Source organism: Brevinematia bacterium (genome assembly GCA_039630355.1).
In the GTDB taxonomy this organism is placed as follows: Bacteria; Spirochaetota; Brevinematia; order DTOW01; family DTOW01; genus SKYB106.
Genome location: JBCNVF010000037.1, coordinates 1 through 25,299 on the forward strand (window position 1 = coordinate 1; position 25,299 = coordinate 25,299).

Annotated in this window: 27 protein-coding genes and 2 tRNA genes; 16 read left to right on the plus strand and 13 right to left on the minus strand. The window is 37.6% G+C overall.

Annotated elements, in window-relative coordinates; genetic code table 11:
• The 3 genes from ABDH28_02880 to ABDH28_02890 all read left to right on the plus strand — a co-directional run.
• Positions 1-941: NosD domain-containing protein (locus tag ABDH28_02880; protein MEN2997965.1), on the plus strand; the 941-nt coding region annotated here is incomplete at its 5' end.
• A gap of 252 nt (positions 942-1,193) precedes the next feature.
• Positions 1,194-1,460 (plus strand): 30S ribosomal protein S15, encoded by a 267-nt coding sequence (gene rpsO / locus ABDH28_02885; protein MEN2997966.1) that lies wholly within the window; start codon positions 1,194-1,196, stop codon positions 1,458-1,460.
• A 1-nt stretch (position 1,461) separates the two neighbouring features.
• Positions 1,462-2,106, plus strand: coding sequence for a site-2 protease family protein (locus ABDH28_02890; protein MEN2997967.1), 645 nt, complete (start codon positions 1,462-1,464; stop codon positions 2,104-2,106).
• On the opposite strand, the gene ABDH28_02895 is transcribed toward ABDH28_02890, so the two are convergent.
• The 4 genes from ABDH28_02895 to ABDH28_02910 all read right to left on the minus strand — a co-directional run bounded on the left by ABDH28_02895 (position 2,089) and on the right by ABDH28_02910 (position 5,266).
• Positions 2,089-2,889, minus strand: a complete 801-nt coding sequence (locus ABDH28_02895; GenBank protein MEN2997968.1) for a tetratricopeptide repeat protein — start codon at positions 2,887-2,889, stop codon at positions 2,089-2,091. The genes ABDH28_02890 and ABDH28_02895 overlap by 18 nt on opposite strands.
• A gap of 52 nt (positions 2,890-2,941) precedes the next feature.
• The gene (locus ABDH28_02900; protein ID MEN2997969.1) at positions 2,942-3,244 is read right to left on the minus strand and encodes a hypothetical protein; all 303 of its coding nucleotides are present in this window, start codon (positions 3,242-3,244) and stop codon (positions 2,942-2,944) included.
• Between the two features lie 395 nt (positions 3,245-3,639).
• A complete protein-coding gene (cmk, locus tag ABDH28_02905; protein MEN2997970.1) occupies positions 3,640-4,329 on the minus strand; it encodes a (d)CMP kinase in 690 nt (229 codons plus the stop codon).
• Positions 4,295-5,266 (minus strand): PhoH family protein, encoded by a 972-nt coding sequence (locus ABDH28_02910; protein MEN2997971.1) that lies wholly within the window; start codon positions 5,264-5,266, stop codon positions 4,295-4,297. Before ABDH28_02910 ends, cmk begins: the two co-directional genes overlap by 35 nt.
• A 632-nt stretch (positions 5,267-5,898) precedes the next feature.
• On the opposite strand from ABDH28_02910, the gene alr reads away from it, so the two are divergent.
• A complete protein-coding gene (alr, locus tag ABDH28_02915; GenBank protein ID MEN2997972.1) occupies positions 5,899-7,053 on the plus strand; it encodes an alanine racemase in 1,155 nt (384 codons plus the stop codon).
• Here the strand turns inward: alr and ABDH28_02920 are convergent.
• Together ABDH28_02920 and sppA are read right to left on the minus strand one after the other, a co-directional pair.
• Positions 7,011-7,568 carry a hypothetical protein gene (locus ABDH28_02920; protein ID MEN2997973.1) on the minus strand — a complete coding sequence of 186 codons (558 nt, stop codon included), beginning with the start codon at positions 7,566-7,568 and terminating at the stop codon, positions 7,011-7,013. The genes alr and ABDH28_02920 overlap by 43 nt on opposite strands.
• Positions 7,569-7,577: 9 nt before the next feature.
• Positions 7,578-8,519, minus strand: a complete 942-nt coding sequence (gene sppA / locus ABDH28_02925) for a signal peptide peptidase SppA (protein ID MEN2997974.1) — start codon at positions 8,517-8,519, stop codon at positions 7,578-7,580.
• A gap of 322 nt (positions 8,520-8,841) precedes the next feature.
• Between sppA and map the strand changes: the two genes are divergently transcribed.
• Together map and fliS are read left to right on the plus strand one after the other, a co-directional pair.
• The gene (map, locus tag ABDH28_02930) at positions 8,842-9,621 is read left to right on the plus strand and encodes a type I methionyl aminopeptidase (GenBank protein MEN2997975.1); all 780 of its coding nucleotides are present in this window, start codon (positions 8,842-8,844) and stop codon (positions 9,619-9,621) included.
• A gap of 74 nt (positions 9,622-9,695) precedes the next feature.
• Entirely contained in the window at positions 9,696-10,121 is a 426-nt protein-coding gene (fliS, locus tag ABDH28_02935; GenBank protein ID MEN2997976.1) for a flagellar export chaperone FliS, read from the plus strand.
• Here the strand turns inward: fliS and thiD are convergent, their stop codons facing one another.
• A complete protein-coding gene (thiD, locus tag ABDH28_02940; GenBank protein ID MEN2997977.1) occupies positions 10,122-10,916 on the minus strand; it encodes a bifunctional hydroxymethylpyrimidine kinase/phosphomethylpyrimidine kinase in 795 nt (264 codons plus the stop codon).
• Positions 10,917-11,070: 154 nt separating this feature from the next.
• Here thiD and ABDH28_02945 point away from each other — a divergent pair, with 154 nt between their 5' ends.
• A complete protein-coding gene (locus ABDH28_02945) occupies positions 11,071-11,538 on the plus strand; it encodes an Rrf2 family transcriptional regulator (protein MEN2997978.1) in 468 nt (155 codons plus the stop codon).
• A gap of 8 nt (positions 11,539-11,546) precedes the next feature.
• Here the strand turns inward: ABDH28_02945 and ABDH28_02950 are convergent, their stop codons facing one another.
• Complete coding sequence (locus ABDH28_02950) at positions 11,547-12,728, minus strand: hypothetical protein (protein ID MEN2997979.1); 1,182 nt, start codon at positions 12,726-12,728, stop codon at positions 11,547-11,549.
• A 1-nt stretch (position 12,729) separates the two neighbouring features.
• Positions 12,730-13,368, minus strand: coding sequence for a MotA/TolQ/ExbB proton channel family protein (locus tag ABDH28_02955; GenBank protein ID MEN2997980.1), 639 nt, complete (start codon positions 13,366-13,368; stop codon positions 12,730-12,732).
• Positions 13,369-13,928: 560 nt separating this feature from the next.
• Here ABDH28_02955 and ABDH28_02960 point away from each other — a divergent pair.
• From ABDH28_02960 to ABDH28_02980, 5 genes are all read left to right on the plus strand, one after another.
• Positions 13,929-14,465 (plus strand): hypothetical protein, encoded by a 537-nt coding sequence (locus tag ABDH28_02960; protein ID MEN2997981.1) that lies wholly within the window; start codon positions 13,929-13,931, stop codon positions 14,463-14,465.
• A gap of 1 nt (position 14,466) precedes the next feature.
• Positions 14,467-15,780 (plus strand): NusA N-terminal domain-containing protein, encoded by a 1,314-nt coding sequence (locus tag ABDH28_02965; protein MEN2997982.1) that lies wholly within the window; start codon positions 14,467-14,469, stop codon positions 15,778-15,780.
• Positions 15,780-18,089 (plus strand): translation initiation factor IF-2, encoded by a 2,310-nt coding sequence (infB, locus tag ABDH28_02970; GenBank protein MEN2997983.1) that lies wholly within the window; start codon positions 15,780-15,782, stop codon positions 18,087-18,089. The genes ABDH28_02965 and infB overlap by 1 nt, the downstream gene beginning before the upstream one ends.
• A 171-nt stretch (positions 18,090-18,260) precedes the next feature.
• Positions 18,261-19,106 carry a transketolase gene (locus ABDH28_02975; GenBank protein ID MEN2997984.1) on the plus strand — a complete coding sequence of 282 codons (846 nt, stop codon included), beginning with the start codon at positions 18,261-18,263 and terminating at the stop codon, positions 19,104-19,106.
• Positions 19,103-20,053: a transketolase family protein gene (locus ABDH28_02980; GenBank protein MEN2997985.1), complete on the plus strand. Its 951-nt coding sequence runs from the start codon at positions 19,103-19,105 to the stop codon at positions 20,051-20,053. Before ABDH28_02975 ends, ABDH28_02980 begins: the two co-directional genes overlap by 4 nt.
• On the opposite strand, the gene ABDH28_02985 is transcribed toward ABDH28_02980, so the two are convergent.
• A complete protein-coding gene (locus ABDH28_02985) occupies positions 20,050-20,721 on the minus strand; it encodes a hypothetical protein (protein ID MEN2997986.1) in 672 nt (223 codons plus the stop codon). The two genes, ABDH28_02980 and ABDH28_02985, sit on opposite strands and share 4 nt — an antisense overlap.
• A 329-nt stretch (positions 20,722-21,050) precedes the next feature.
• Between ABDH28_02985 and ABDH28_02990 the strand changes: the two genes are divergently transcribed.
• Positions 21,051-22,397 (plus strand): TrpB-like pyridoxal phosphate-dependent enzyme, encoded by a 1,347-nt coding sequence (locus ABDH28_02990; protein MEN2997987.1) that lies wholly within the window; start codon positions 21,051-21,053, stop codon positions 22,395-22,397.
• Between the two features lie 12 nt (positions 22,398-22,409).
• Here ABDH28_02990 and ABDH28_02995 read toward each other — a convergent pair.
• The 3 genes from ABDH28_02995 to ABDH28_03005 form a co-directional block, all read right to left on the minus strand.
• Positions 22,410-22,483, minus strand: a tRNA-Thr gene (locus tag ABDH28_02995).
• A gap of 5 nt (positions 22,484-22,488) precedes the next feature.
• A tRNA-Leu gene (locus ABDH28_03000) sits at positions 22,489-22,574 on the minus strand.
• Between the two features lie 6 nt (positions 22,575-22,580).
• The gene (locus tag ABDH28_03005; GenBank protein ID MEN2997988.1) at positions 22,581-22,790 is read right to left on the minus strand and encodes a DNA-directed RNA polymerase subunit omega; all 210 of its coding nucleotides are present in this window, start codon (positions 22,788-22,790) and stop codon (positions 22,581-22,583) included.
• A gap of 310 nt (positions 22,791-23,100) precedes the next feature.
• On the opposite strand from ABDH28_03005, the gene ABDH28_03010 reads away from it, so the two are divergent.
• From ABDH28_03010 to ABDH28_03020, 3 genes are all read left to right on the plus strand, one after another.
• Positions 23,101-23,925: an SPFH domain-containing protein gene (locus ABDH28_03010; GenBank protein MEN2997989.1), complete on the plus strand. Its 825-nt coding sequence runs from the start codon at positions 23,101-23,103 to the stop codon at positions 23,923-23,925.
• A gap of 12 nt (positions 23,926-23,937) precedes the next feature.
• Complete coding sequence (locus ABDH28_03015; protein MEN2997990.1) at positions 23,938-24,612, plus strand: AAA family ATPase; 675 nt, start codon at positions 23,938-23,940, stop codon at positions 24,610-24,612.
• Positions 24,613-24,782: 170 nt separating this feature from the next.
• On the plus strand, positions 24,783-25,299 hold a 517-nt coding region (locus tag ABDH28_03020; GenBank protein ID MEN2997991.1), incomplete at its 3' end, for a hypothetical protein.

Sequence of the window (25,299 nt, forward strand, 5' to 3'; positions counted from 1 at the left end):
ATGTGAAGATAATAGGGGGGTGGGATGTTGGTTTTAATAGTGTGGTAGGTTATAGTGAGTTAGATGGTGATAACAGTGTTAAGCATGTGATATTTGCTAAGGATGTTACGAACATAGTGTTAAGTAACTTGGTTATTAGGGAAGGTAATGCTAATGGTAATTATCCTCACGATAGTGGGGGAGGGATATGTTTTTGGAATGTTTTCTATAGTTTGGTGGGTAATGTTATAGTGACAGGTAATAGTGCTAGTTATTATGGAGGAGGGATATATTTGGGGTCTTCATCTAGCAATGTGATAAGTAGTGATGTATACAGTAATAGTGCTACGAATGGGGGAGGGATATATTTATACACATCATCTAACAATGTGATAAGTGGTAATGTATACAGCAATAGTGCTATTTATTATGGAGGGGGGATATATTTGGGGTCCTCATCTAGCAATATGATAAGTGGTAGTGTATATAACAATAGTAGTGATAGAGATGGAGGAGGGATATGTTTGGTGTTCTCATCTAACAATGTGATAAGTGGTAGTGTATACAACAATAGTGCTGGTTATTATGGAGGAGGTGTATATGTGTATAATTCATCAGATACTTTGATTCTCAACTCCTACATAACCAACAACTGGGGGGCGTCTATTAATTCAGTGATACATCTGCGTAATGGAGGTAGTTTAACAGGTCTTGTCATTTCTAACTGTTTCATAGGTGGCAATAATGATACTAGTTCAATAGGTATATATGAGGATGGCACTGCTGATACAATGAACCACAAGCTAGTGGGTAATGTTTTCATAACAAACAGGCTGGGGTATTTGTATTATGAATATGGTGGTAACTACATAGCAGACGATTCTGACTGGGTGAATATAAACAATCCTACATTTATAGATTCAACCTCCGATTCTACGAATAACAAGGTTACGAATATGTGATTTGTTTGAGGGGTGGAGATTCTGTAATCTTTGGGGGTTATGGGATCTCTTTATTATGTGACATTGAGTTTCTGCCTTTATTGAGAGAGTAATTTTACCCAGTCTCGGCAGAGGTTGCGGAAGAAGTAAAGAGAACCTAAACCTAATTGTAGGCTTTAGACTTTATTGAACGCTCTCTTGAGAAGTTGATAGAGAGTGAAGCTCTTTTTCAAAATTTTTCTGACCTATAGGTTGGTATAGAGGTGGTGATGTATGTTGCCTAAAGAGGTTAAGCATAAAATAATTGAAGCGTATAGGTTATATGAGGGGGATACTGGTTCTCCTGAGGTGCAGATTGCTCTTATGACTGCTAGGATAGAAGCGTTAAATGAACACTTTAGAAAGTTTAAAAAGGATAAAAACTCTAGAAGAGGTTTATTGAGACTCGTTGGTAGGAGAAGGAGATTACTAAATTACTTAAAGGAGAATTATCCTGAGAGATATAACAACATTATTAGAAAGCTGGGGTTGAGAAAGTAGCGTGGACTTTGTATTTAGTGCAATAGCTATATGTATACTGGTAATATCTGTTGTGTTTCATGAGTATGCTCATGGAAAGGTTTCTTACATTTTTGGTGATCCTACACCGAAGAATGAAGGAAGACTGACATTCAATCCTCTTAAGCATTTGGATCCAGTTGGGAGTGTGTTGTTACCTTTATTTTTGGTTTTGCTCAATACTGGTTTTGTAATAGGGTGGGCAAAGCCTGTTCCGATAAATCCAGATAATTACAAAAACAAAAGGCTAGGGTGGATTCTTACCTCGTTGGCTGGACCACTGGCAAACTATTCAGTAGCTGTGGTTTCATTGCTTGTTCTGCTGGTTATCAATAGTCTTTTTCATCCAGCAACTCTTCTGATTGTTGATGTGATCTTGTGGTACTTCATAGCAATAAATTTCATACTTGGAAGTTTTAATCTAATTCCTCTGCCTCCTCTGGATGGATTTTGGGTGATCTTAAATCTGTTTCCTGAGGGAGTAAGAACCAGAGTTATGACGAATTTAAGCTCAAGATTTTATCCACTGATTATAGTCATAACAGCAATAGTGGCGGTTTTCATAAGTAGATATACGATCCTACCCCTGCTAAAACAAATAGGTGTTTACTTAAAAATCTTTAGTTAGTTTTTTTCTAGTAAATGGGTGCCGATTACTTGAATCTGGATATTTTTGATTTTGTTGCTTTTTCTTGATTTCTCTTATTTTCTCTAATATTTCCCAATAATGTTTTTGGATTTCTTCATTTTCTGGTAGTATTTCCATAGCTTTTTTGATTTCGTTCAGAGCTTGGATATACTCACCCTTCTTGAAGTAAGCCCAAGCTAGAGTGTCAAGTATTTCAGGAGAGTTTGGTTGTTTTGCCAGAGCTTTGCGGGCCAGTCTTACAGCCTCGGTAAGGTTTATCTCCCTCTCAGAGTATACATAAGCTAAGGCGTTTAGAACTCTAGGATTTTCTGGATCTACCTCCATAGCCTTCTTCAAGTATATTATACTTTGGTCGTATCTACCACTTTTCTCAAAAACATAAGCTATAGCAACCAAAGCTGTTACACTTTCGGGGTTTATTTTAAGAACTTCTCTAAAACAATTTTCAGCAAGTTTATACTCTTGGCGGAGGGTATATAGGTATCCGCAGAGCATATTGGAGTGAATGGAAATGTAGTAGTTTTCGTTGTCTTTTGAGGAGTAAAGAAGGTAATTCAACGCTAATTCGTAATGTCCAAGGTTTATGAGAGTTAATCCGAGATAATAGTTGTATTCGTAATTGGTCGGATCTGATTTATAGACTTTGCGAAATGTTTCTAGAGCTTCTTTGAATTTTTTGTTCCTAAATAGCTTTATTCCTTCGGACACGAGAGAAATATGTGATTGTTTACTACCTATTGTATCCTTCATGATTACTTCCATATTATAAATGTTCGTATAGTCTATTTAAACTTAATTAAATACTGAAGTTTAGTCAAGCTGAAGTTTGGTCAAGAGTTTGGTATTTTTTTGTGGAAGAGTATTCTGATTTTACCCTAATCATAACCTTCTCAACAATCTCAACGTCTAACCCTTCCAATAGCCCTCTCACGAACTCATACCTTCCCCACTGGCTTATCTTGTCCCTCTTCTTACTGCTTTCAGATATCCTAGATATCCTCAAACTTCCAGATAGGGTGATTGCGAGAACAACTTCTGATATCTTCTTCCTGAGTTTGGATGGAAGGTCAAGTAGAAAGTTTTTGATGAAGTGATTTATAGTTTTTCTGCAATTCATATATGCCTCCTTTTGCCTTTATTTTACGAGGCAAGAGGAGGTTTTTCACTTTAATTTTTACCAAACTCTTCTACAAACTTCAGTCCACCAAACCCCAATAAATTTCAATTTCAACTAGGTGAATAAGTAAGATTCAGCTTTTTGTTTATCTATCTCCTCCCTCTAGAAGGGTTTCCCGGTCACAAAACTTTACCTCATACATCATACCAAGCCTCTTGGGTGTTTACCAAAAGGAATATTTGTTCAGTTTTGAGAAAAACTACGAAAGTAGTAAGAACTACCTCCTGATTGCAAATTCTGGAATTTATTGACCAGACTCACGATTGGGTTTTATAGTTGACGAAAGCTATTTAAGCTTGGTAGAGTAGTAAACGAGCATAGATGGCTTATATAGACTACCGAATACTGCTTATGTAGGAGATGATCTTATCCACAACCTCCTCTACTCTCAATCCATCCGTGTTTATTAGAATCGCTCCTTTAGGAACTCTAAGCGGAGAATCTTTTCTACTTTTATCAAGATAGTCTCTCAGTTCTATTGATTTTCTTACTTCTTCTGGTGAAAGTCCTTGATTGCGATATTTTTCGTCTAGTAACCTTCTCCTTACTCTTTCCTCAATTGACGCATCCAAGTAGAACTTATATTTCGCCTTAGGAAACACTACACTACCGCAATCTCTACCCTCCATTACCACCTTTCCTCCGCTTGCAATTTCCCTCTGTATCGCAACAATATGCCTCCTTACCTCGGGTATTGCGGAAATATACGAAACAACTGAATCAATCTCCTTGGTTCTTATAGCACCTGAGACATCTTCTCCATCAAGAAGAACCCTATTACCATCAAACCATACCCTTGTTTTCTGTAAAAGCCTTATTATCTCCTTTTCGTTTTCTAACGGAATACCATTTCTCAAAACCTTTAGAGAAAAAGCCCTATACATTGCTCCCGTATCCAAATACGTATACCCAAGCCTTTCAGATAATGCTCTAGCGACCGTACTTTTACCAACCCCTACAGGACCATCTATTGTGATAACACTACTAAAATCACCTTTCACTGTTCTTTTCTTCATCACTTTCATAAAGCTCTATGATTTTCTTAACTAACTCATGTCTCACAACATCGTCTTTAGTCAGATAAACTATCTTTATACCTTCAATGTTGTCAAACAAGTTTCTTGCGTGAAGAAGGCCCGATTGCTTACTTTTCGGTAGATCACTCTGGGTAATATCTCCAGTTACTACCATTTTGGAACCAAAACCTAACCTCGTTAGAAACATCTTCATCTGCTCCTTTGTAGTATTCTGCGCCTCATCAAGAATTATGAAGGAATTGTTCAAGGTTCTACCTCTCATAAATGCTAAAGGCGCTATTTCTACAACATTCTTTTCTGTCAGAGTAAAATATTCTTCCGGCCCAAGCATATCAAACAGAGAGTCATACAGTGGCCTAAGATAGGGGTTTACTTTCTCCTCAAGATTACCAGGCAAAAATCCAAGACTCTCACCAGCTTCAACCGCCGGCCTTGTAAGAATGATCCTTGTAACCAAATTTCGGTAAAGGTAATTCAATGCCATAGCGGTAGCAAGATAAGTTTTGCCAGTTCCAGCAGGACCTATACTGAATACTATGTCATTCTCTTCTATTGCCCTCATATACTCCGCCTGACCAAGCGTCTTAGGCTTTATCACCTTTCCTCTTCTAGAAACAACTACTCCCTTTAGAAGAAGATTATCAAGATCTATCTCCTTAGATGGATCCTGATACTTACACTGCCTTATTATTATGTTCATATCATCATCAGAAACAATTTTATCATTGTTCACCAAATCAATCATTGAATTAATTACCTTTCTCACTGCCTTAACTTCCTCTTCATCACCAACTACCACAAAAGCTGAATCTGTTAAGTATATCTTCACCCTAAAATTTTTTTCAATAAGCTTTATATTAGTATCATTAACTCCAGACAGCATCACAGGGTCTATACCCCTAGGAAAAGCTATGTTAGCCTTCATAACTTCTTGTTATTTGCATTAAAATATAAATATTCTCAAACTGAAATTCAACAAAACTCCTAATTAAATTCCAATACCTACCATTTCCACCAAAAACCCATTCAAACCATACTTCCCACAACCTCAGACGCACTCTTACTCTTAAAGAAAAGTTCCTTTCCAACCTCCTTCCTTACGACTAGATCAAGCCCTTCTTGAGAAAACCTTACATTATTCTGCTATCGTTTCCCAAAGCTTAACAAAATAGAAAATGTCAATACAAATTATATTTACTTCACCCCTTAACTACCTTAGGTAATAACAAGCCAGCCAAGGCAAGTCAACAAGCTTCAGAATCTGACAACAAATAAACGTAGAAGACCCGAGGGAGAACGAAGCTTGAGTGGTATATTGCTATTCTTGATGAGTTTCCGGAGATTGATTGTGGTAGGTGTAAGGTTGTTGAGAGGTATGATGAGAGGAGGGGTAGGAGTTATAGGGTTGTGGTGATTGATGGGATTGAGGATGAGAATTTGGGCTTATGGACACTTAGAAGTATTAACCATACCCACATAACTCTCAAATTTTGGAATTTATTGTTGCTGGTGCTACCAAAGTAGCAAGATTGTGTGGTAAAAAACTAAAATGATAGAATGACTTACGCTGAAATAAGTTTGTCTACGATTTGGCATAATTACCTAGAGCTTAGGAAGCTTAATTTGAATAAGCCTATAATTCCTGTAATAAAAGCCGATTCGTATGGGCATGGGGCAACTAGGATAATGGAATTTCTCTTCTTAAAGGGTGTTAGAAGATTCGCTGTAGCAAAGATAGAGGAAGTGTTTTCTCTTAAGGAGGAGTTGTTGTCCAGAGGTAATAAGAGTATTTTTGAGGAGTCGGAAATATTGATATTCTGTCCTATACCTTTTCGCTATCTTGGTGTTCTTTTGGATGATTTGAATCTAATTCCTATAGTCAGTGATGTTAGCTTTATTAGGGAACTTGAGAAGTTATCTAGAAGTGCTGGTAGGAGACTAAAGTTTGGTATTGAAATAGACACGGGAATGGGAAGGTTAGGGATACATCATAGAGAGAGCAATGTTCTTTTGGATATCCTTTGGGAGGTTAAGAATCTGGATCTTGTTGATATCATGACTCATTTCCCTTCTTCTGATTTTGACAGAGAGTTTTCCCTATATCAGATTGAGATATTTGATAGAATTCTTGATAAAGTTAAGATTATTTTCCCTGATGTTAAGTCTCATGTTTCTAACAGCGGAGGAGTTCTGAATATTCCTGAAGGTAGTAAGTATGATTTTGCTAGGTGTGGACTTTCGGTGTATGGGTATTATCCTAATATGGCGTTGGTGGGGAAGGCGGATATAAGGAATTCTCTTGCGCTTAAATCTTACGTGGCTCTTAGAAAATTTTTTAGAAAAGGGGAGAGTATAAGTTACAATAGGACCTACTTTATGGATAGGGACGGGTATATTGCAGTAGTGCCGTGTGGCTATGCGGATGGTATACCTACACTGTATTCAAACAATATGGAAGTTGTGATAAGAGGCAGAAGGTATTCTGTAGTGGGTAGAGTGACTATGGACTATATAATGGTGAGAGTTGATGAGGTTGTGGGTCCTGGTGATGAAGTGGTTATATTCGGAGGATGTGGTTATGGTAGTATGAGGGTTGAAGAATTTGCTAGTAGAGTAGGGCTTATACCTTACGAGATAACTTGTGGTATTTCAAAGAGAGTTCCTAGAGTTTACCTTAACAATGATTCTAGTGCACCAGAGATGGTGACATAGCTTGACGTAAGGACTAGCATCAAGATTACACCAGCTAATATATGTGGACTCAAGATTATCAAGAATGCTGTTGATCTGGGTATCCTAAAGATTGTGGAAATTCCAGTTATTAGATAGTAAAGCTTGATGAAGAATACAACCGCGACCACGATACTCATAACCCATCTGGCTAGCAAGGATATTGGAAAGAATATTATGACTAAGAGGTCTATTATTCCTATAGAAAATAGGAACCAGAACACTTTAGGGGTATCAATTGATGGCTTTTTGCCAATCACTAGGGAAAATCCTATTACAAACACTGCGTAGATAAGTGCGAAAAGTAGATATATTGAAGCTCCTAGTATTCCTATATCAATTCTAGAAAAGAGTCCAAAGAGAGATGCAAAAAATGTTGATATTCCGCCTATTATTCCTAACTTTTCTATCTCTACGGAGTCATTAGAGATTTTCTCAATGGTTCTTTTGGGATCTAGAAAGTAATCTATAACCGAATACACAAGTTCTTTTAACATTTGTGCCTCCTAGTAGACAATATATAGAGCTTGTGGATAGTTCTTAACGGGTTTGATAAGTATATCTAGGTTTAACTTGTCAATCGCAAGTTGCAGAAGATCCTTGATCCATCCTTTCTTATCGGGGAGCTCTACATAGGTTATAGTTTCTTCCTTAATCATATTTTTGATGACTTCTTCTACCAGAAATTCGTCTCCTACTTCGTCAATTAGTTTGTGAAGTAAGGCATCTTTTTCTGTTAGTATTCTTCCATCTGCTATCTGTAAAAGTTCATTCTTTTTTATCTTGTCTCCACGGTATTTCATGATTACCTCAATGAACCTTTGATAGTAGGTATCAATTATCCTTTGGATTAGTTTGCTTTCGGGTTCGGAGATTTCTCTGTAAGGTGAAAGGATGTCCTTGTATTCACCGCTTTTGAATGTGTATGGTTTTATTCCGATTTTATCAAATAGGCCTTTGATATTGAAAGATGTAACGATTACACCAATACTTCCGGTGAAAGTGCCTCTTGAAGCTATTATATAGTCTGCAGGTGCGGATATGTAGTATCCTCCTGAGGCTGCTATCTCTTTCATAAAGACTACGATTTTCTTTCCTTTGCTTTTTGCGTAGTCAAGAGCTGAGACTATTGTTTCGGCACCACTTACGGTTCCTCCGGGACTTGTTACATTGATTCTTATTGCCTTTATAGTTGGTGTTTCAGCAAAGGTTTTTATTTTTCTTGCTACTTCCTCGGCATCAACATAAGAGTAGTAACTGCTTCCTTCGGAAGTTATGACTCCTTCTACATTTATCAAGCCAACGTTGCCCAAAAGTCCTGACAATCCGGATGAAAATGTGTCTGCTTTCTTAAGGTTTAAAGAGATTGTAACTATCCCTAAAATTATGTTTGCTATGAGCATTACTGCGATTAGGATAGCGATAGTGTCTTTAAGTCTCTCCGACATATTTACCTCCTTTGGATAATTTTACTATCAGTTTTTCTAGATACGCAAATTATTACTTTGTCAGCTACCAGCTTTGGTAGAGAAAAGCATTAGGAGTTGAAAAGCTTTTTATTCCTTCTAAAGTAATGCTTTATTTGGAGATGAGGGTAGTTTGAAGAAATTGAAGCTTGGTGGGAAATTACAAAATTTGACAAGTTAGAGTTTGAAGGTTATAATAACCTATTGTGCATTGGATTAAGTAAGGTATAGTATTACTTTAGGCACATAGGAATGGATTGAAAAAGTCAATAAGTAGATTTTAGTTTGACTGGAGGGATGTTGTATGTCAGGAGAGATAATAATAAAAACGCCTCCTGAGATATCTAGGATAAGAAAGGCTTCAAGAATAGCTGCTCAGGTACTTTTTTATTTAGAGCAGTTTATAAAGCCTGGTATTACAACTTTAGAGCTTGATAAGATTACTGAGGATTTCATATTGTCCAAAGGTGGTAAACCTGCATTCAAGGGGTATGCGGTAACTAATGGCAAGAGTGTGATCAGGTATGATTACACTATATGTGCATCTGTGAACGAAGTAGTTATCCATGGAGTTCCTTCAAAAGATACGGTGCTGAAAGATGGTGATATAGTTTCAATAGATGTAGGTGTAGTATTTGATAACTATTATGGTGATTCTGCCAGAACATATTTTGTTGGAGAAGTTTCTGCTATCAAAAGGAAGCTTTCGGATGTTACCAGGGAGGCGTTGTATTTGGCTATAGATATTTGTAGAGAGGGGACGAGAGTAGTGGACATTTCTAAGGTTATATATGAATACGTTAGGAAGAATGGTTTTGATGTGATAAGAGGCTATAGTGGTCACGGAATTGGGAAATTTTTGCACGAAGCTCCGCCGATTCCTAACTATCCGATGGGAGGTAGTGTAAGACTAAGAAAGAACATGACAATAGCGATAGAGCCTATGGTAGTTGCTGGTAGTTTCAGAACCAAAATTCTTGATGATGGGTGGTCAGTGTGTACTGTTGATGGTAAACCTTCAGCTCACTGGGAACATACTATTCTAATAACGGATTCGGAGCCGGAAGTTCTCTCCGTCTTTTAACGGCTTTAGAGACATAAGAAAACTAGGTTTGCAAATTTTTTCAAGAACTGAGTAGCCTTTCCGAAAATATACTTATGAATTACGCAAGGAAATATAAAGAAACTCAGATTGAGACTGCTAGTCCTGTAAGATTGATTGTGATATTGTATGATATCATAATATCTTCAATAAACGAGTCTATAGTTCACCTTGAGAGTAGAAAATACGATCTTCTGAACAAGGAACTTTCCAGGGCTCAGGAAGGGTTGATTGAGCTTATTTGCTCTTTGGATTTTGAGAAAGGTGGTGAGATTGCAAATAACCTCTATTCCATTTACCTTTACTGTAGTAGGAGGTTATTTGAGGGTAATATTGATAAAGATAAGAATATGCTTATTGAAGTAGTGAATATCCTTAGTAAACTTAGGGATGCTTGGGAACAGATAGCTAATATGAATGTTTCTACTCCGCAGAATAAGTCTGAAGAGGTGAGAGTCAAAAGTGTAGATATAAGGAGCTAGTTAGTAGGTTTTGAGGACTTTAAATCCGTTTCCGATGAATACTCCGTTTTTTATAGCATTTGATACGAACTTTTTTGCTTTTCTTATAGAGTTTATTGGGGTTTCTCCTTTTGTCAAAAATGCGGTTATAGCTGATGAGAAACAGCACCCTGTTCCATGCACACTGTCTTTAAAGTACTTTTTTGACCTAAGCTTGTAGGATTCATAACCGTCAAAGATTATATCTGTTGCATATTCTCCTTCAAGGTGTCCTCCTTTTATGACTACATACCTTGGCCCCATTTTGTGGATCAGTAATGCAGATTTCTCCATATCTTTTTCTGTTTTTATTTTCATACCTGTTAGTAGTTCAGCTTCTGGAATGTTAGGAGTTACTACAAGTGATAGAGGTAATAACTTTGATCTTAGTGCACTGATTGCTTCTTCCTTTAGAAGCTTTTCACCACCTTTAGCTTTCATCACAGGATCAACTACTAGACCTTTGAGGCTGTCTTTTTTCAGCATTTTTCCTATGTATTCAATAACAACTTCAACTATCTCAAGCGTTGCAAGCATTCCAGTTTTGCTAAAGTGGACATTTAAGTCAGAAAAGACAGACTCAAGTTGCTTTTTTACGAAGTCAGGTGAAATGTAGTATACTTCTTGAACTCCTAGCGTGTTTTGGGCGGTTAGTGAGGTTATGACACTTGCTCCAAATACTCCTATTTCATTGAATGTTTTGAGATCTATTTGGACTCCTGCACCGCCACCACTGTCGGAACCTGCTATAGTCAGAGCTACTCTCTCTTTTTCCATACTAACACCCCCCTTACTAGGACCTTTGCTGATTCTTATTGTAAAACTGGCCTTTAGAGTATTTCACTTTTCTGTAATCACTCATTGATGAAGTTTGAGTTTTGGGTGGATTGACTGGCAAGGTGTTATGTATTAAATTAATAGGGGGATTTTAATGATAAAGCTTTCTACTAGGGTTTTATATGGTCTCAGGGCTGTGATATACATAGGGTTGAATAAAGATAGGTGGCCTATTTCACTAAGCGAAGTTGCTGAGAATCAGAACATACCTCTTAGGTATATTGAACAGATATTCATAAAGTTCAAGAGATCTGGTATAGTGAAAAGCGTTAGAGGTGTGAAAGGAGGGTATGTGTTAAGAGATGGTTATGAAAACATCACTTTGCTTGAAATAGTTGAGTCTGCGGATAGTAAGATAGTTCCTGTTTGGTGTTTAAATTCTGCGTATAAGAAGAAATGCCCTGTGGTTAAAAACTGTATGTTAGTTGAGATTTGGAATGATCTTGGTAGTGTAATAAGGAATTATTTGGAGAATATAAGCTTGAAAGATCTCTTACTCAAGGCGAAAGAAACGGACTTTATCAAGATTATAGAGAAGTCTAGTATAGGGGAGAATTTTTAGAGAGAGTGCTACTGGATTGTGGAGATGTTGTCAAAACAGAGTAACAGCATTCTTTCTGGAGAAAAATGCTTGCTAGTTGCAGGGACTATTGTGATCGTAGAGTCAAACATGGTATCTCCCGTAGTTTTTGAGAAAGAGTCTTTTGCAAGGAAAAATCTAAATTTTCTCACCTTAAGTCCTTCTCTGTAAAATAGATCCTGTTTTTTTCTGACGAAGGTGATTTCATCTTCAGGGGCTACAATGTTGATAAAGCCTTCCACAACGGACACTGAGTCAGGAAGTGAAAATTCTTTTCTATATTCCTCGTATTCTAGGATTTCTAAAACTAGTTCTTGATCAATTTCTGTTAAATCACTTCCCTTGACGAGATCTTTAAGCAGTAGAAGTATCTTTTTAGCTCTATCGTCCGCAGGTGAGAAAAACCACTCTACTTCAACTAGAAATTCTTCCACACCTATATCTTGACCTATGAATATCTCTTTCAGTCCTTCAAGATCTTCAGCTCTTACAATTTCAAATACTAAGTCATATAGGTATTTATCAGATGCCTGTTTAACTTTGAGGATTTCTAGAAGCTTTGATGCTAGTTTTACTACGTTTTCCGCCTTTATTGTTTTTAAAAACGCGTAATTGAGGTTGCTAACGATTATGCTACCTTTCTTCCTATGAGTTTTTCTTATTATTACTATCGGGACATTTGTGAAACTTAGTAATTTGTTAATGACTTCCTTTTGAAAGGAAAGAAGTCTACTTTTTTCAATATCTTGGCTGTAGAGGTTAGACAGGAGAAAGTTTATTATTCTTCCAAATTCTCCAAACTCGTCTTCCTGCGGTATGATTTCATAAATTCCGCTCTCTTTTTTTTCTAGACCCTTAAAAAGATTTTCAATGGAAGATGTTTTTCTAATTTCTGTGTCACTAAATACCTTTGAAATGAAGAACTCATACTCTTCTTTGTAAGTTTTTAGGAATTTACTATACTTGAAAAAGTATACATAGGTTATGAATATTCCGGAGAGAGTTGAGATACTAGCTAGTGGGATACCGAAGAATATGAGATAGCTTTTAAACCTCTCTTCTGGAAGGTTTTGGTTTAGGAATAGTGTGGAGAAATAGAGCAAGGCTACTATTATCACAAACGATAGTCCTGAGATAATAATGGACGCTTTTAGATATGTTTTTATCTTCATCTTACCAAACGCTCTTGTTTGATGACATTACTAACAATATTTCTGTCACGTTAGACTCAATTTCCTCGATCATTTCTCTACACTTGTTACTTAAGTAGTTGTATAGAATGAGTAGTGGTATAGCGACGATTAGGCCTGCTGCTGTTGTTATCAAAGCCTCTGCTATACCTGCTAGAAGCTCAGATGGTGAAGTGAGTCCCTTTTCTGCTAAGACTGAGGTAGCTTTAATCATACCGAGGACTGTGCCTAATAGTCCAAGCATAGGAGAGATTGTTACCATAGTTCCAAGTAGGTAGAGATATCTGTTAAGGATGGGTAATTCTATTTTGGCAATATCTTCTATTGAGTTTTCTATGTCTTCTTTTGATGCACCTTTTAGATATGCCTCTACTGCTGTTTTGAGAATATTTGATGCTACACTTTTTTCAGCATCACATATTGCTATTATGTCTCTTACATTGCCTCTGTTAACTTTTTCCTTTGCTACTGCGAATAGTTTGTTCATTGAGCTTTTTACCTTGGAGAAGAATATAAATCTTTCTATGACTATTGCAACTCCGATAATTGAAGCAAGGAAGATAAAGATCATCATTATTCCACCTTTTGCAAGGTAGCCAAAAACCGAGTAAACCCATTCCATATTTTTCTCCAAAAGATTTAGTGTATCTTTATTTTCTAAGTTTGGTGTAGGACGAATCAAGTTAAAGGAGCTGAGGTTGGTAAATTCCAAAATTTGCAATTGGAGATAGCTTTCTTACTATTCTCGCAGTTTCCAATCCCTCAAAAGGGAGCTAAAACTATGCAGACTCTACGGGATGCTCTTTCCGTCGCCCGGTTTCAATCTCTCAAAAAGGAGCTAAAACCCGTTCAAATTGAAAAATATTTTGGTATCCACTCTTACCTAGTACTATTAGAAAAGGACTGAGATGCTTTTGAAGTTTACTAATGCATTATTTTGCCGTTAAGAAGTTTGAAAAGTCAAAATATTTTGGTATAATTCGCACAGTTTGCTTTTAAAGCAGAAAAAGAAAAGAAACTAAGTTTCAGTACAGTATTACTACAACTTACACTAGGGTTTTCAAATTTTGGAATTTACTGGACTGGAGTTAGAGTTAGAGGATGTAACCAAATGTTTAATCAGACTTCGGGTAGTTCTTTTTTGAATATAATACCATAGATTTTATATAATTTAGTATAAATATGTCTAGGACTTCTAGGGAGAAAGCTGGAAATAGTCACGTTTACGTTGATGCCGAAGAGATAAGGAGTAAAGTTTTGCCTGGAATAACTAAGATTGTGGAGGAGATGGGGTATGAGCTTGTAGAATTGAAGGTTAGGAAGGGTAAAGTTCTGAGTTTAGAGATAGAGATTTACTCAAGGGAGAGAAACATATCTTTGAGGGATTGTGAAAGGGTATCAAGTGTTGTTTCAAGGGTTTTGGATATGGAGGATCCGATTCCTGTTAGGTATAATTTGGTTGTTAGCTCTCCGGGTGTTGATAGAGTTTTTAGAAGTGAAAGGGAGTATAGGATTTTCACTGGTAGGGAGGTAGAAGTGAAGGTTAATAACTTTCAAAACTACAACTTATCCAGAGAAGTAAATACTGGTAAATTGATCGGTATAGACAATGATGTTGTTAAGTTTGAAATCAACGGAAGAGAGGTTTGGGTTGATTTTTCGGATATAGTTTATACAAAGCTTTATTTTGATGTGGGGAAATACTTTGGGGGTGAATAGGATGGTGTTTGATAATCTGAAGAAGATACTTCAAGAGATGGATCTACCAGAAGACATAGTTCATAAGATGTTGGAGAAGGCTCTTTTAGCAGGGTATAAGAAGGAATATGGTAAGGATTATGAAAACATGGTTTTCAGGATAAGTGAGGAAAGTAAGAAGGTTGAGATACTTTCCTTAAAGACTGTTGTAGACAAAGTTAGAGATCCGGTGCTTGAGATTTCTGTGGAGGATGCTAAGAAGTTTTTAAAGTCTCCTAAGGCTGGTGATAAAGTTGAAGTGCCGGTGATGCCCAACAAGTTCAGTAGACAAGCTATTGAAGTTATAAGAAATGTTTTACTTTCACAAAAGGCTGAGATGGAGAGAGATAAGGTGAATTCAATATTCAGGGCAAAGATAGGAGATATCTTACAGTGTAAGATTAGTAGCATGAAGGGGAGAAATATTGATGTTGTGATAGATTTTGGTAGTTTTAAGGTAGATGGGGTAATCACTTTTGAGCATCTTATGCCAGAAGATCACAAGCTATTTAAAACTGGGGATATCATAAAAGCAGTGCTTATTGATATACTAAACCCGCAAGAATCTCAGGAAGTGTCTAGCAGAAGATCTGTGCGTCAAGAGTCTAAACTTCTTCTTTCTAGAACGACTCCTGAGTTCATCAAGAAGCTATTCTATAGTAGTATACCCGAGGTGAGTAAAGGTATAGTTGAGATAAAGGCTATTGGTAGAATACCGGGTGAGAGGTCAAAAGTTGCAGTGTATTCGGTCTTTCCAGAAGTTGATCCTGTTGGTGCTTGCATAGGGGTTGGGGGAAGTAGGATAATAAGTGTCTCAAAAGAGGTGAGTGGAGAAAAGATAGATGTGGTTTTGTGGAGTAATGATGTAAGAGAGTTCGCGAGAAATGTTTTTGGTAGAAATGCGGTGTATTCAGTGGAAGAGAGGGAAAGAGAAATTTTGGTGAAAATATATGAGTCTTTTCTTAGCGTTTTGGGTAAAAACTCAGTGAATGTGAAGCTTTTTTCACAAATGGTGGGTAAAGATGTTAAGGTAATGCTAGTTCAGGAAGAGAAATCGTTGCAGAGAAAGGAGATTTTTATTGAAGAAGATGAGATAAATGAGAATACCTATGTTGATTATTTGCCATTTGACAAAGATGTTCTTGACAAACTTAAGGCTAGTAATATAAAAACAATAGGTAGCTTATTGGAGAATCTTGACAATCTTAAATCTCTAGGCTTTTCTTCTAGGGAGATATCTCACATAAATAAGATAATCAATGAGTATATAGAGATAGAGGTTGAGGAGGAAGGGTAATGATTGAAAAGAAAAAGATAAAGATAAAAATAAAGAAGAAGTTGGTACAGAAGGAAGAGGAGAGAAGTGTTGAGGCTGGGGAGGAATTAGGAGAGGAGCAACAAAAACAGGTATTTCAGGCTCAAAAAAGACAGAAAGAATGGATAGATAGTGAGGTTAAGCCTTTAGTGGACGAACTTTCGGGGTCTTATGCTGTGAATGGGGAGAGAGTGAGAGAATATAAAAAGGTAGGGTGGGAGGGAGGTAGGAGAGATAAGGTATATACGAGACACAGGGATAGTGAAAGTAAAGGGGATAGAGGTAGGCGATTTGGTGAGAGAGCTGAGAGGAAAGTAGTTGAGAGAGAGAAAACTCAGATAGTTGGGCAAAGGGTTTTTGATAAGCAGGTTTATAGGGAGAAACCAAAGCATCCTTCTTTCCAGAGATTTCAAAAGCCTAGTACTACTCCTGTGCTTCCAGCTACTGGCAAGAAGGGTTTTAAAGGATCTAGGAAAGATTCGTATAGGTTTGAGACATTGGAGGAGGAATCTTTTGAATCTAAATTAGATGTTGAGCTTCTAAAGAAGCAGAAGGAGAAGACCTACGCGGTTCCTGAGGAAATAGAGATATACAATGTTATAACTGTTGGAGATCTTGCTAAGAAGATGAATGTGAAGGCTTCTGATCTTATTGAGATTCTTGGTAAGCTTGGTTTGTCAGTAACGATAAACGATAAAATAGATTCTGATACTGCAACAGTTGTTGCAGAGGAGTTTGGGACGAAAGTTAAGGTTAAGTCGGTATTTGATGAGATAAATGTGTCTGAGGAACCTGATGATGAGAGGTATGTAGATTTTAGAATACCTGTTGTTACTGTGATGGGGCATGTTGATCACGGGAAGACTACTCTTCTTGATGCAATACGGAATACCAATGTTGCTCAAACTGAGGCGGGAGGAATTACTCAGCACATAGGTGCATATGTCGTGGAAGTAAATGGCAACAAGATAACCTTTATAGACACTCCCGGACATGAAGCTTTTACAGCTATGAGGGCAAAAGGTGCAAAGGTTACTGATATAGTTATACTTGTTGTTGCAGCGGATGACGGAGTGAAAGAACAGACAATTGAAGCGTTGAATCATGCTAAAGATGCAAAGGTTCCTATAATTGTTGCGATAAACAAGATTGATGTTCCGGGAGCTAATCCAGAGAGAGTTAAGAATCAGCTTAGTGAGTTAGGTCTTATACCTGATGATTGGGGTGGTGATACGATTTATGTTGAGATATCGGCTTTGAAAAAACTAAATATTGATAAACTTCTTGAGGCGGTGCTTTTGCAAGCGGAATTGATGGAGCTTAAGGCAGATTATCATAAGAAAGGTGTAGGATTTGTTATAGAGAGCAAGGTTGAACAGGGACGAGGGATAGTTTTTACCGTAGTGGTTAGAAATGGTGTAGTCAAAGTTGGAGATAATTTTGTGGTAGGTACTACTAGTGGTAAAGTCAGAGCTATATTTGACGATAAAGGCAGGAAGGTAGAAAAAATACTTCCTGGGTTTCCTGGAGAGATTGTTGGAGTGGATGAGCTTCCTAATGCTGGTGATAAGTTCAACGTTGTTGAGTCCGAAGAGGTAGCAAGGGAAATAGCGGAAAAGAGAAGGTACTACTCTAGGATTGAGAATATAAAGAGCTTAAGAGCAGAAGTTAATCCGTTTGAAGAGATTAAGGAGATGAAGTATATAGTTAAGGGGGATGTATTTGGGAGTGTAGAGGCTATAAAGTATTCTTTGGAAAAGCTCTCAAACAATGAATTTTCTGTTAGGGTAGTGCATTGGGGAGTAGGGCAAGTTAATGAAAGCGATGTGATGTTAGCCTCCGCTGGTCAAGCGTCAATAATAGCCTTTAGAACCAAAGTAGGTCCTAAGGCGGGCGAACTTGCAGAGAGGGAAAAGGTTAGAATAAAGAAGTATAACATCATATACGAAATAATAGAAGATGTTAAGAGGGAGATGAAAGGTTTGAAGGAACCTGTGTTTGAGGAAAAGGTTCTGGGTGTGGCTGAAGTGAGAAAAGTCTTTAAGATAAGTGGTGTTGGAAATGTAGCAGGTTGCTATGTGAGAAATGGAGTAATACAAAGAAAGTCTAAGGTGAGGATATACAGGGATAATGCTCTTATATTTGATGGAGAAATTCTCTCTTTAAAACATCTTAAGGATGATGTGAGTGAAATAAGAGAGGGATTTGAGTGTGGAATAGCCTTCAAGAATTTCAACGACATAAAGGAAGGAGATGTGATAGAAGCTTATGCTTTGGTTCAGCAAGAATGATAATAGAGATTTGCAATTTTGTGGTAAGTCTTAGAGCTCTGTAAGTGAGGTTATGGAGGTTGAGAGTAGTTTGGTTTTTGAGTAAGGTTAGGAGGTTTTAGGAATTAGGTTTCTTGAGTTTTTAAGTAGCTGGTCTAATTTTTATAATTCAATGTAACGCCGGAGGTGAAGATGGTGGGACAGAAGGTTGATATTTCGGTGTTGAAAGATATGGCAAGAGAGTTTAGGGAAAAGATACTTCTCATGACATATTATGCTGGTAGTGGTCATCCTGGAGGTTCTATGTCATTGGTTGAAATAATGTTGTCACTATACTTTTATAAGTTGAGGTATGATCCTAGAAATCCTTTGTGGGAGGATAGAGATAGGGTTGTTATTTCAAAGGGACATGCTACACCAGTAGTGTATCTTACACTTGCTAAGGCTGGCTTTTTTAGTGAAGATGACCTTATGAAAGGGTTTAGGCGCTTTGGTTCGGTATTTCAGGGACATGTTTACACTGGTGTTTCTGGAATAGAATTTAATACTGGTTCTCTGGGACAGGGGCTATCTGCTGGTATAGGTATGGCTCTTGCAGCAAGATATAAGAAGAAGGATTTTGATGTTTATGTAATACTTGGCGATGGTGAGGTACAAGAGGGAAGTGTGTGGGAAGCTGCTATGTTTGCTTCACATCATAAGATAGATAACCTTTGCGCGATCATAGATTACAACAAGGTTCAGGAGAATGGATTTGTCAATGAGATCTTGAGTATAGAACCACTAAAGGATAGGTGGGAGTCATTTGGGTGGAATTATATAGAGATAGATGGTCATAAGTTTGAGCAAGTTTTTGATGCTCTGGATGCGTTTACTAGCAGTAAGGGAGGAGGTAGGCCTACAGTAATAGTTGCTAATACTATAAAGGGTAAGGGAGTATCGTTTATGGAGTTTAAGCATACTTATCACGGTAGAGCTCCGACTAAGGAGGAACTGGAAAAAGCCTTAGCTGAGATAAAGGGAGGAAATACGGTATGAGTCAACCTCAGCCTAGACCTACTAGAGATGGGTTTGGTGAAGAGCTTGTGGAACTTGGGTATGAGGATGAGAAAATAATAGTTTTTTCTGCGGATCTTGAGGACTCAACTAGAGCTGAGTATTTTAAGTTCAAGTTTCCCAATAGGTTTTATAATGTGGGAATTGCCGAACAGAATATGGTGGGAATTGCAGCTGGGCTTGCTAAAGAAGGTTTTACTACTTTTGTAACATCTTTTGCGGTTTTTCTGACGAATAGAGCTTACGATTTTATAAGAATTTCTGTCTGTTATAGTAACCTTAATGTCAAGTTATGTGCTTCGCATGCTGGTGTTACTGTTGGGGAAGATGGTGCAACTGCACAGTCTCTTGAAGATGTGGCTATAATGTCAGTTCTGCCAAATATGAGAGTACTTTGTCCTGTAGACTACTTTGAGGCAAGAAGAATAACAAGATTTGTAGCAAATGAGTATGGGCCTTTCTATGTAAGATTGAGTAGAGCACCATATCCTATTATAACCTCAGAGAGCGATAGATTTGAATTTGGAAAAGCTTCAGTTCTTGAGGAAGGTGAGGATCTTACCATTATATCTTATGGCATAACAGTTTCAGAAAGCCTTAAAGCTGCGGAGGAATTGAGAAAAGAAGGAATCTCAACAAGAGTCGTAAATATGAGCACAATAAAGCCTTTTGATGAGAAAATAGTTTTAAGATCCGCTGAGGAAACAGGTGCAATTTTGGTAGTAGAGGAGCATGAGATAACCAATGGACTTGGAAGTATGATTGCTAGGTTTCTAGCTACAAAAAGACCTACCCCGATGGAATTTATAGCTGTTAATGATGAGTTTGGTGTTTCTGGAAAACCTTATGAATTGCTTGAATACTTTGGATTGGACTGGAAGAATATAGTTCAAGTTTCTAAGAAGTTACTCAAGCGAAAGAAAATTTAGTTCCTTTCATATGAAAAATAATCCACCAGTACTTCTCTGTTGAACGGTTGTGTGTCGTATTCTCTCAGATAACTACTTATTCTAACTTCAACATACTCTATCTGAGTTGAATTTGTGAAATTGAGTATCTCAGAGCTATCAAAAAACACACTGACTTTATCCTGAAGTGTCTTAATAGTTAGCAAAACTTTGTTGCTTCTGAATGAGTTGGAGAGAATCACTGTAATGTTAGTGAGTGGAGAGATTACTTCACATTCAACTATGTTTGTGTTATGGCTATTTAGGAAATAGTATCTCAGGGACACTTTAAGATTTGCCGATCGGGAGTTAATCTCTAGTTCTGATACCACATTTGTTAGGGTATTTAGAGCATATATTGAGAACTTACCGTATGGAAACTTCTTAAGGGAGAGTATTCCCCCACCCTCGGTTGTGTTTTGAGGAATTTTTATCACTAGGTTTCCGTTTGAGATGAGTACATTGTCTTTTTTTAGACTAGAGAAAGCTAAGTGTGTATTGTCTATTTTTTCCCATACTTCTGGGTTGAGTTCGTTGAAATCGTCAAACAGGAAGTCTTTATCAAAAACATATTTCTCCTCCAGCATTATATTGCAGGCTGGGGTGATAGTGAGGATACATAGAGTGAGTAACGGAAAATATTTTTTCATAGCTAAATGTTAATTGCTCTGAACTCTGCTTTCAATTTTTGAAGAAAGTGGTTCAATGAATTCCAAAATTCAACAGTTAGGCGTAGTTTTTCTCTTACAGTCTCTGTGACTTGTGTAGACACTTTTCTTAATAAGCACCCAAAAGTCTCGGTTTGGGGTAAAGTTTTGTAACTAGCAAATGTTGTTTGGAAACGAAGGAGTAAGTGAACAAGAAGGTAAATCTTAACTACTCACCTGATAGAAATTGGAGTTTATTGCTCTTGAGATTGTAAGCTTGAATCTGTGTTAGAGGTAGATTATAATTTGGATTAGTTTGTAGGAGGGAATAGATGAATAAAGTGATATTGCCTGAGAGTGAGATTCCTAAGGAGTGGTATAATGTTCTAGCTGATCTTCCTGAGAAGTTAGAACCACCGTTGAATCCTGCTACGAAGAAGCCTATTTCTCCTTCTGAACTGGAGGCTATATTTCCTGCTCCTCTTATAGAGCAGGAGGTTTCAGCTGAGAGGTGGATAAAGATACCTGATGAAGTTCTCAAGAGGTATCTTTTGTGGAGGCCGACACCGCTTCATAGGGCGTATAATCTTGAAAGGTATCTTGATACACCTGCTATTATTCTCTTCAAAAACGAGTCAATTTCTCCTCCTGGCTCACACAAGCCTAATACTGCTATTGCTCAGGCCTACTACAATAAGATTTCTGGTATAAAAAGGCTTTCTACTGAAACAGGTGCTGGGCAGTGGGGTAGTGCTTTAGCGTTTGCCGGAGCTTTATTTGGACTAGAAGTTGTGGTTTACATGGTCAAAACGAGTTATGAGAACAAACCTTACCGAAGGATTTTGATAGAGACATGGGGAGGTAAAATCTTTCCAAGTCCTTCTAATAGAACAGAGTTTGGTAGGAGAGTTTTGGAGAAAGATCCTAATAATCCTGGGAGTCTAGGAATAGCAATAAGTGAGGCGATAGAAGAGGCGGTGAATGATAAGTTTACCAACTATTCTCTAGGGAGTGTTTTAAACCATGTTTTGTTACATCAGACGATAATAGGGCTTGAGGTGAAGAAACAACTGGAGATTGAGGGGTTGTATCCGGATGTTGTGATTGGGTGTATAGGTGGTGGGTCGAACTTTGGAGGAATATCGTTGCCTTTTGTTTTCGATAAGCTAAATGGGAAGAATGTTAGGATTGTTGCTGTTGAGCCGAAATCCTGTCCTTCGGTGACTAGAGGAAAGTATGCTTATGACTTTGGAGATACTGCGGGTATGACTCCGCTTATCAAGATGCACACGCTTGGGCATACTTTTCTGCCCCCTGCGATACATGCTGGTGGGTTGAGATATCATGGGATGGCCCCTATTGTTAGTAAGCTTTATGAAATGAAGATCATAGAAGCAGTGGCTTACACACAGAATGAAGTTTTTGAGGCTGGGGTTTTGTTTGCCAGAACTGAAGGAATACTACCCGCTCCTGAGACTGCCCATGCAGTAAAAGCAGCAATTGATGAGGCAATCTCAGCAAAAAAAGAGAATAGGAAGAAAGTTATACTTTTCAACCTTTCAGGGCATGGGCATTTTGATCTTAAGGCCTATGATGATTACCTATATGGAAGGCTACCAGATCACGAACCTAGTGATGAGGAACTTGAGGAAAGCTTTAAGAGTGTTCCAGTGGTGTAGAGGTAAGTTCTGAGCCGATGGTGGGACTTGAACCCACGACCTACTGATTACAAGTCAGTTGCTCTAGCCAGCTGAGCTACATCGGCTTATTTGCCGAGAGCGGGACTTGAACCCGCACGCCCTTGGCGGGCACTACCCCCTCAAGGTAGCGTGTCTGCCAAATTCCACCATCTCGGCACAAAATTACTCTTCTTCAAGCTCTGTATCTTTTGATGTATCTAAAATCTCAACTTCCTTTGTTAAAATCTCATACAAGGCTTTCACCGCAGGCTTTTCTGAAGTATTTGGTATTATGTTCTTATTTACAAGAAAAGCTGCTCTTTTGGATGCAGCAACTGCTAGTTCATAATGGTTACCATCGTAGTCTATAAGCTTCTCAAAAAAGTCTTTCATACCCACCTGCTCCTAATATAATTTTACAAAAATCCACCAGAGTCTTTCAAGTTTGAGGAAACAGTAGATAAATGTCCACGTTCTAGCATACACTGCAGGCTTAAGAGTGTGACAAACCTGATGAAAGTGGTTGAGATGGTGGTGGAGAGTAGGGTAGGGTTCTGTGACCGACGAAAGTCAGAAGAGTAAAGTAAGAGGTTAGAACTCTGTTACTGGCCTAATGGAGATTGAGCTTTATTGTAATGTTTTGGTTTGTTGAAAGCCTTTAATTTTGGGGTTTATAATTAGATTTAGTTAGGAGGGAGGACTTATGAATTCTATACTGATATTCTTGATAATCATTCTCTCTGGTGTTGTTGTTGTAGTTATGTCTGGTCTTAAGACTGTACCACAGGGGTATAATTATATTGTTGAGAGGTTTGGTAGATTTCACAGGGTGTTACAGCCTGGGCTGAATTTGATTTTTCCAATTCTTGACCAAGTTCATCATAGAATAAATATGATGGAGCAAGTTCTTGATCTACCTAAGCAGACGATAATAACCAAAGATAATGCTACCGTGGAAGTTGATGCTGTTGTGTTCTACAAAGTTGTTGATCCTAAAAGGGCAGCGTATGGTGTTGTTAACTTAAGCAGAGCAATAGAACAGCTTACGATGACGAACTTGCGTTCTATAATGGGAAAGCTTACTCTTGATGAGAGTCTTTCTTCAAGGGCGCAGATAAATGAAGAGCTAGGTAGAGAGTTAGATTTAGCAACTGATGAATGGGGCACTAAGATAACTAGGGTTGAGATAAAAGATATTTCACCTCCTGCGGATATACAAAGTGCTATGACTTTACAAATGAAAGCTGAAAGGGAGAGAAGAGCTACGATTCTTCAGGCTGAGGCTTTGAAAGAGTCTGCACAAAGAGAAGCAGAAGCTAGAGAAAGACTTGCACAAGCGGATGCAAATGCTATAAGACTTGTTGCACAGGCGATACGCGAAGGAGGAGTCTCTTCTATGATGTATTTTGTAGCAAAGGAGTATATAAATGCCTTAAAGGAAATTGCGAAATCTGAAAATTCTACAATTCTCATCATTCCTCCAGATATACAAGAGGCAGTAAAGAAAATCGTAGGAATTAAGGATTAATGTCGAACTTTTATGAAACTGAAAGAGATTAGGTTGAAAAACTTTGGTTCTTACAAAGATTGTACGTTAGATCTCAGAAATTTGATGGATTCACCTATCATATTGGTAATCGGAGATACCGGTTCTGGTAAAAGCACATTGCTTGACGGAATTGTTTTTGCGCTGTATCAGAAAGTGCTTAGGTATCAGTCTAGGGAGATTAGTTCAGTACGCAGACTTGATGCTCTGGAAGATGAGGAAACCTTTTCAGAGATTGTTTTTGAAATTTCAGATAGCTCTAGGAATATAACTTATTCCGTGAAAAGAATCTTGAAGGTTATAGGTAGAAATAACGAATATTCTGTTGAAATTAAAGAAGATGGTAAAGAGAAAGGGGGTGGTAGGAGAGAGTTAAGCGACCAAATATCAGAAAATCTTTTGAAGTGCGATTATGAACTTTTTACACGCTCTATTGTTCTCCCGCAGGGGCAGTTCTCAGCATTTCTAAAAAGTGATGATCCAAGACAGCGAAGAGAAATACTAGAGGAAATATTTCCGGAACTTAGAATATACAGAAGAATCAAAGCCAAGATAAGTGAAAGATTAAACAAATGCAGTAATTATTCTGAAGATGAGAATAAGATTAAGGAACTTGAAGAAGAACTGTCCAGTTTACTTGGAGAAATTAAGGAAAATGTAAAAATTTAAATTTTCCAAAAATTGAGAAAAAACTTCAGGAGATTGAGTCTGAGTCCTACACTGTTGAGGATGTAGAGAGAGTAAAGAATGATATTTTAAATAGTATTGAACAGAGGGTTGAAGAAATTAAAGGGAGAAAAGATAAAATCCTTAGAAGGATAAATGATATATCTGGGATTTTGAAAAACGCAAGCGATATAGATAAACTAGAGAAAGAAATAGAGACTATTAGAAATAGTCTTAGGAATGAGATTAAAATTTTACCACTCTCCCGTGAAGAGGCAGAAAATTTAATTTTACCACTCTCCTGTAAAGAGGCAGAAAATTTAAAGAATCACATCTCGGATAAAAAGAAAGAGCTTGAGGACAAACTTGAGAAGGTGAGAGAAGTATCTACGAAGTATGAGATATTGAAGGAAAAGTATAATAACTTGGAGCGCACTTACGTTGAATTGAAGAATAAGCTTAGAACGGAAGGAGAAAGAATAGTAGGACGTAGTTTTGAAAATAGGGAAGATGTGATAAAGGCTATCTCAAAAGTGAGTGAGGAGATAAAGGAGAAAGAGGTGAAGATTAATGATCTTAAGAGTCTTAATCTTAAGGATATGAATAATAAAATTGCGGAGCTTAAGGGAAAGACGGAAGGGTTGAGAAAAGATCTTGAAGAGCTGGGTAAGTTAAGAAAGCGTGAAGAAG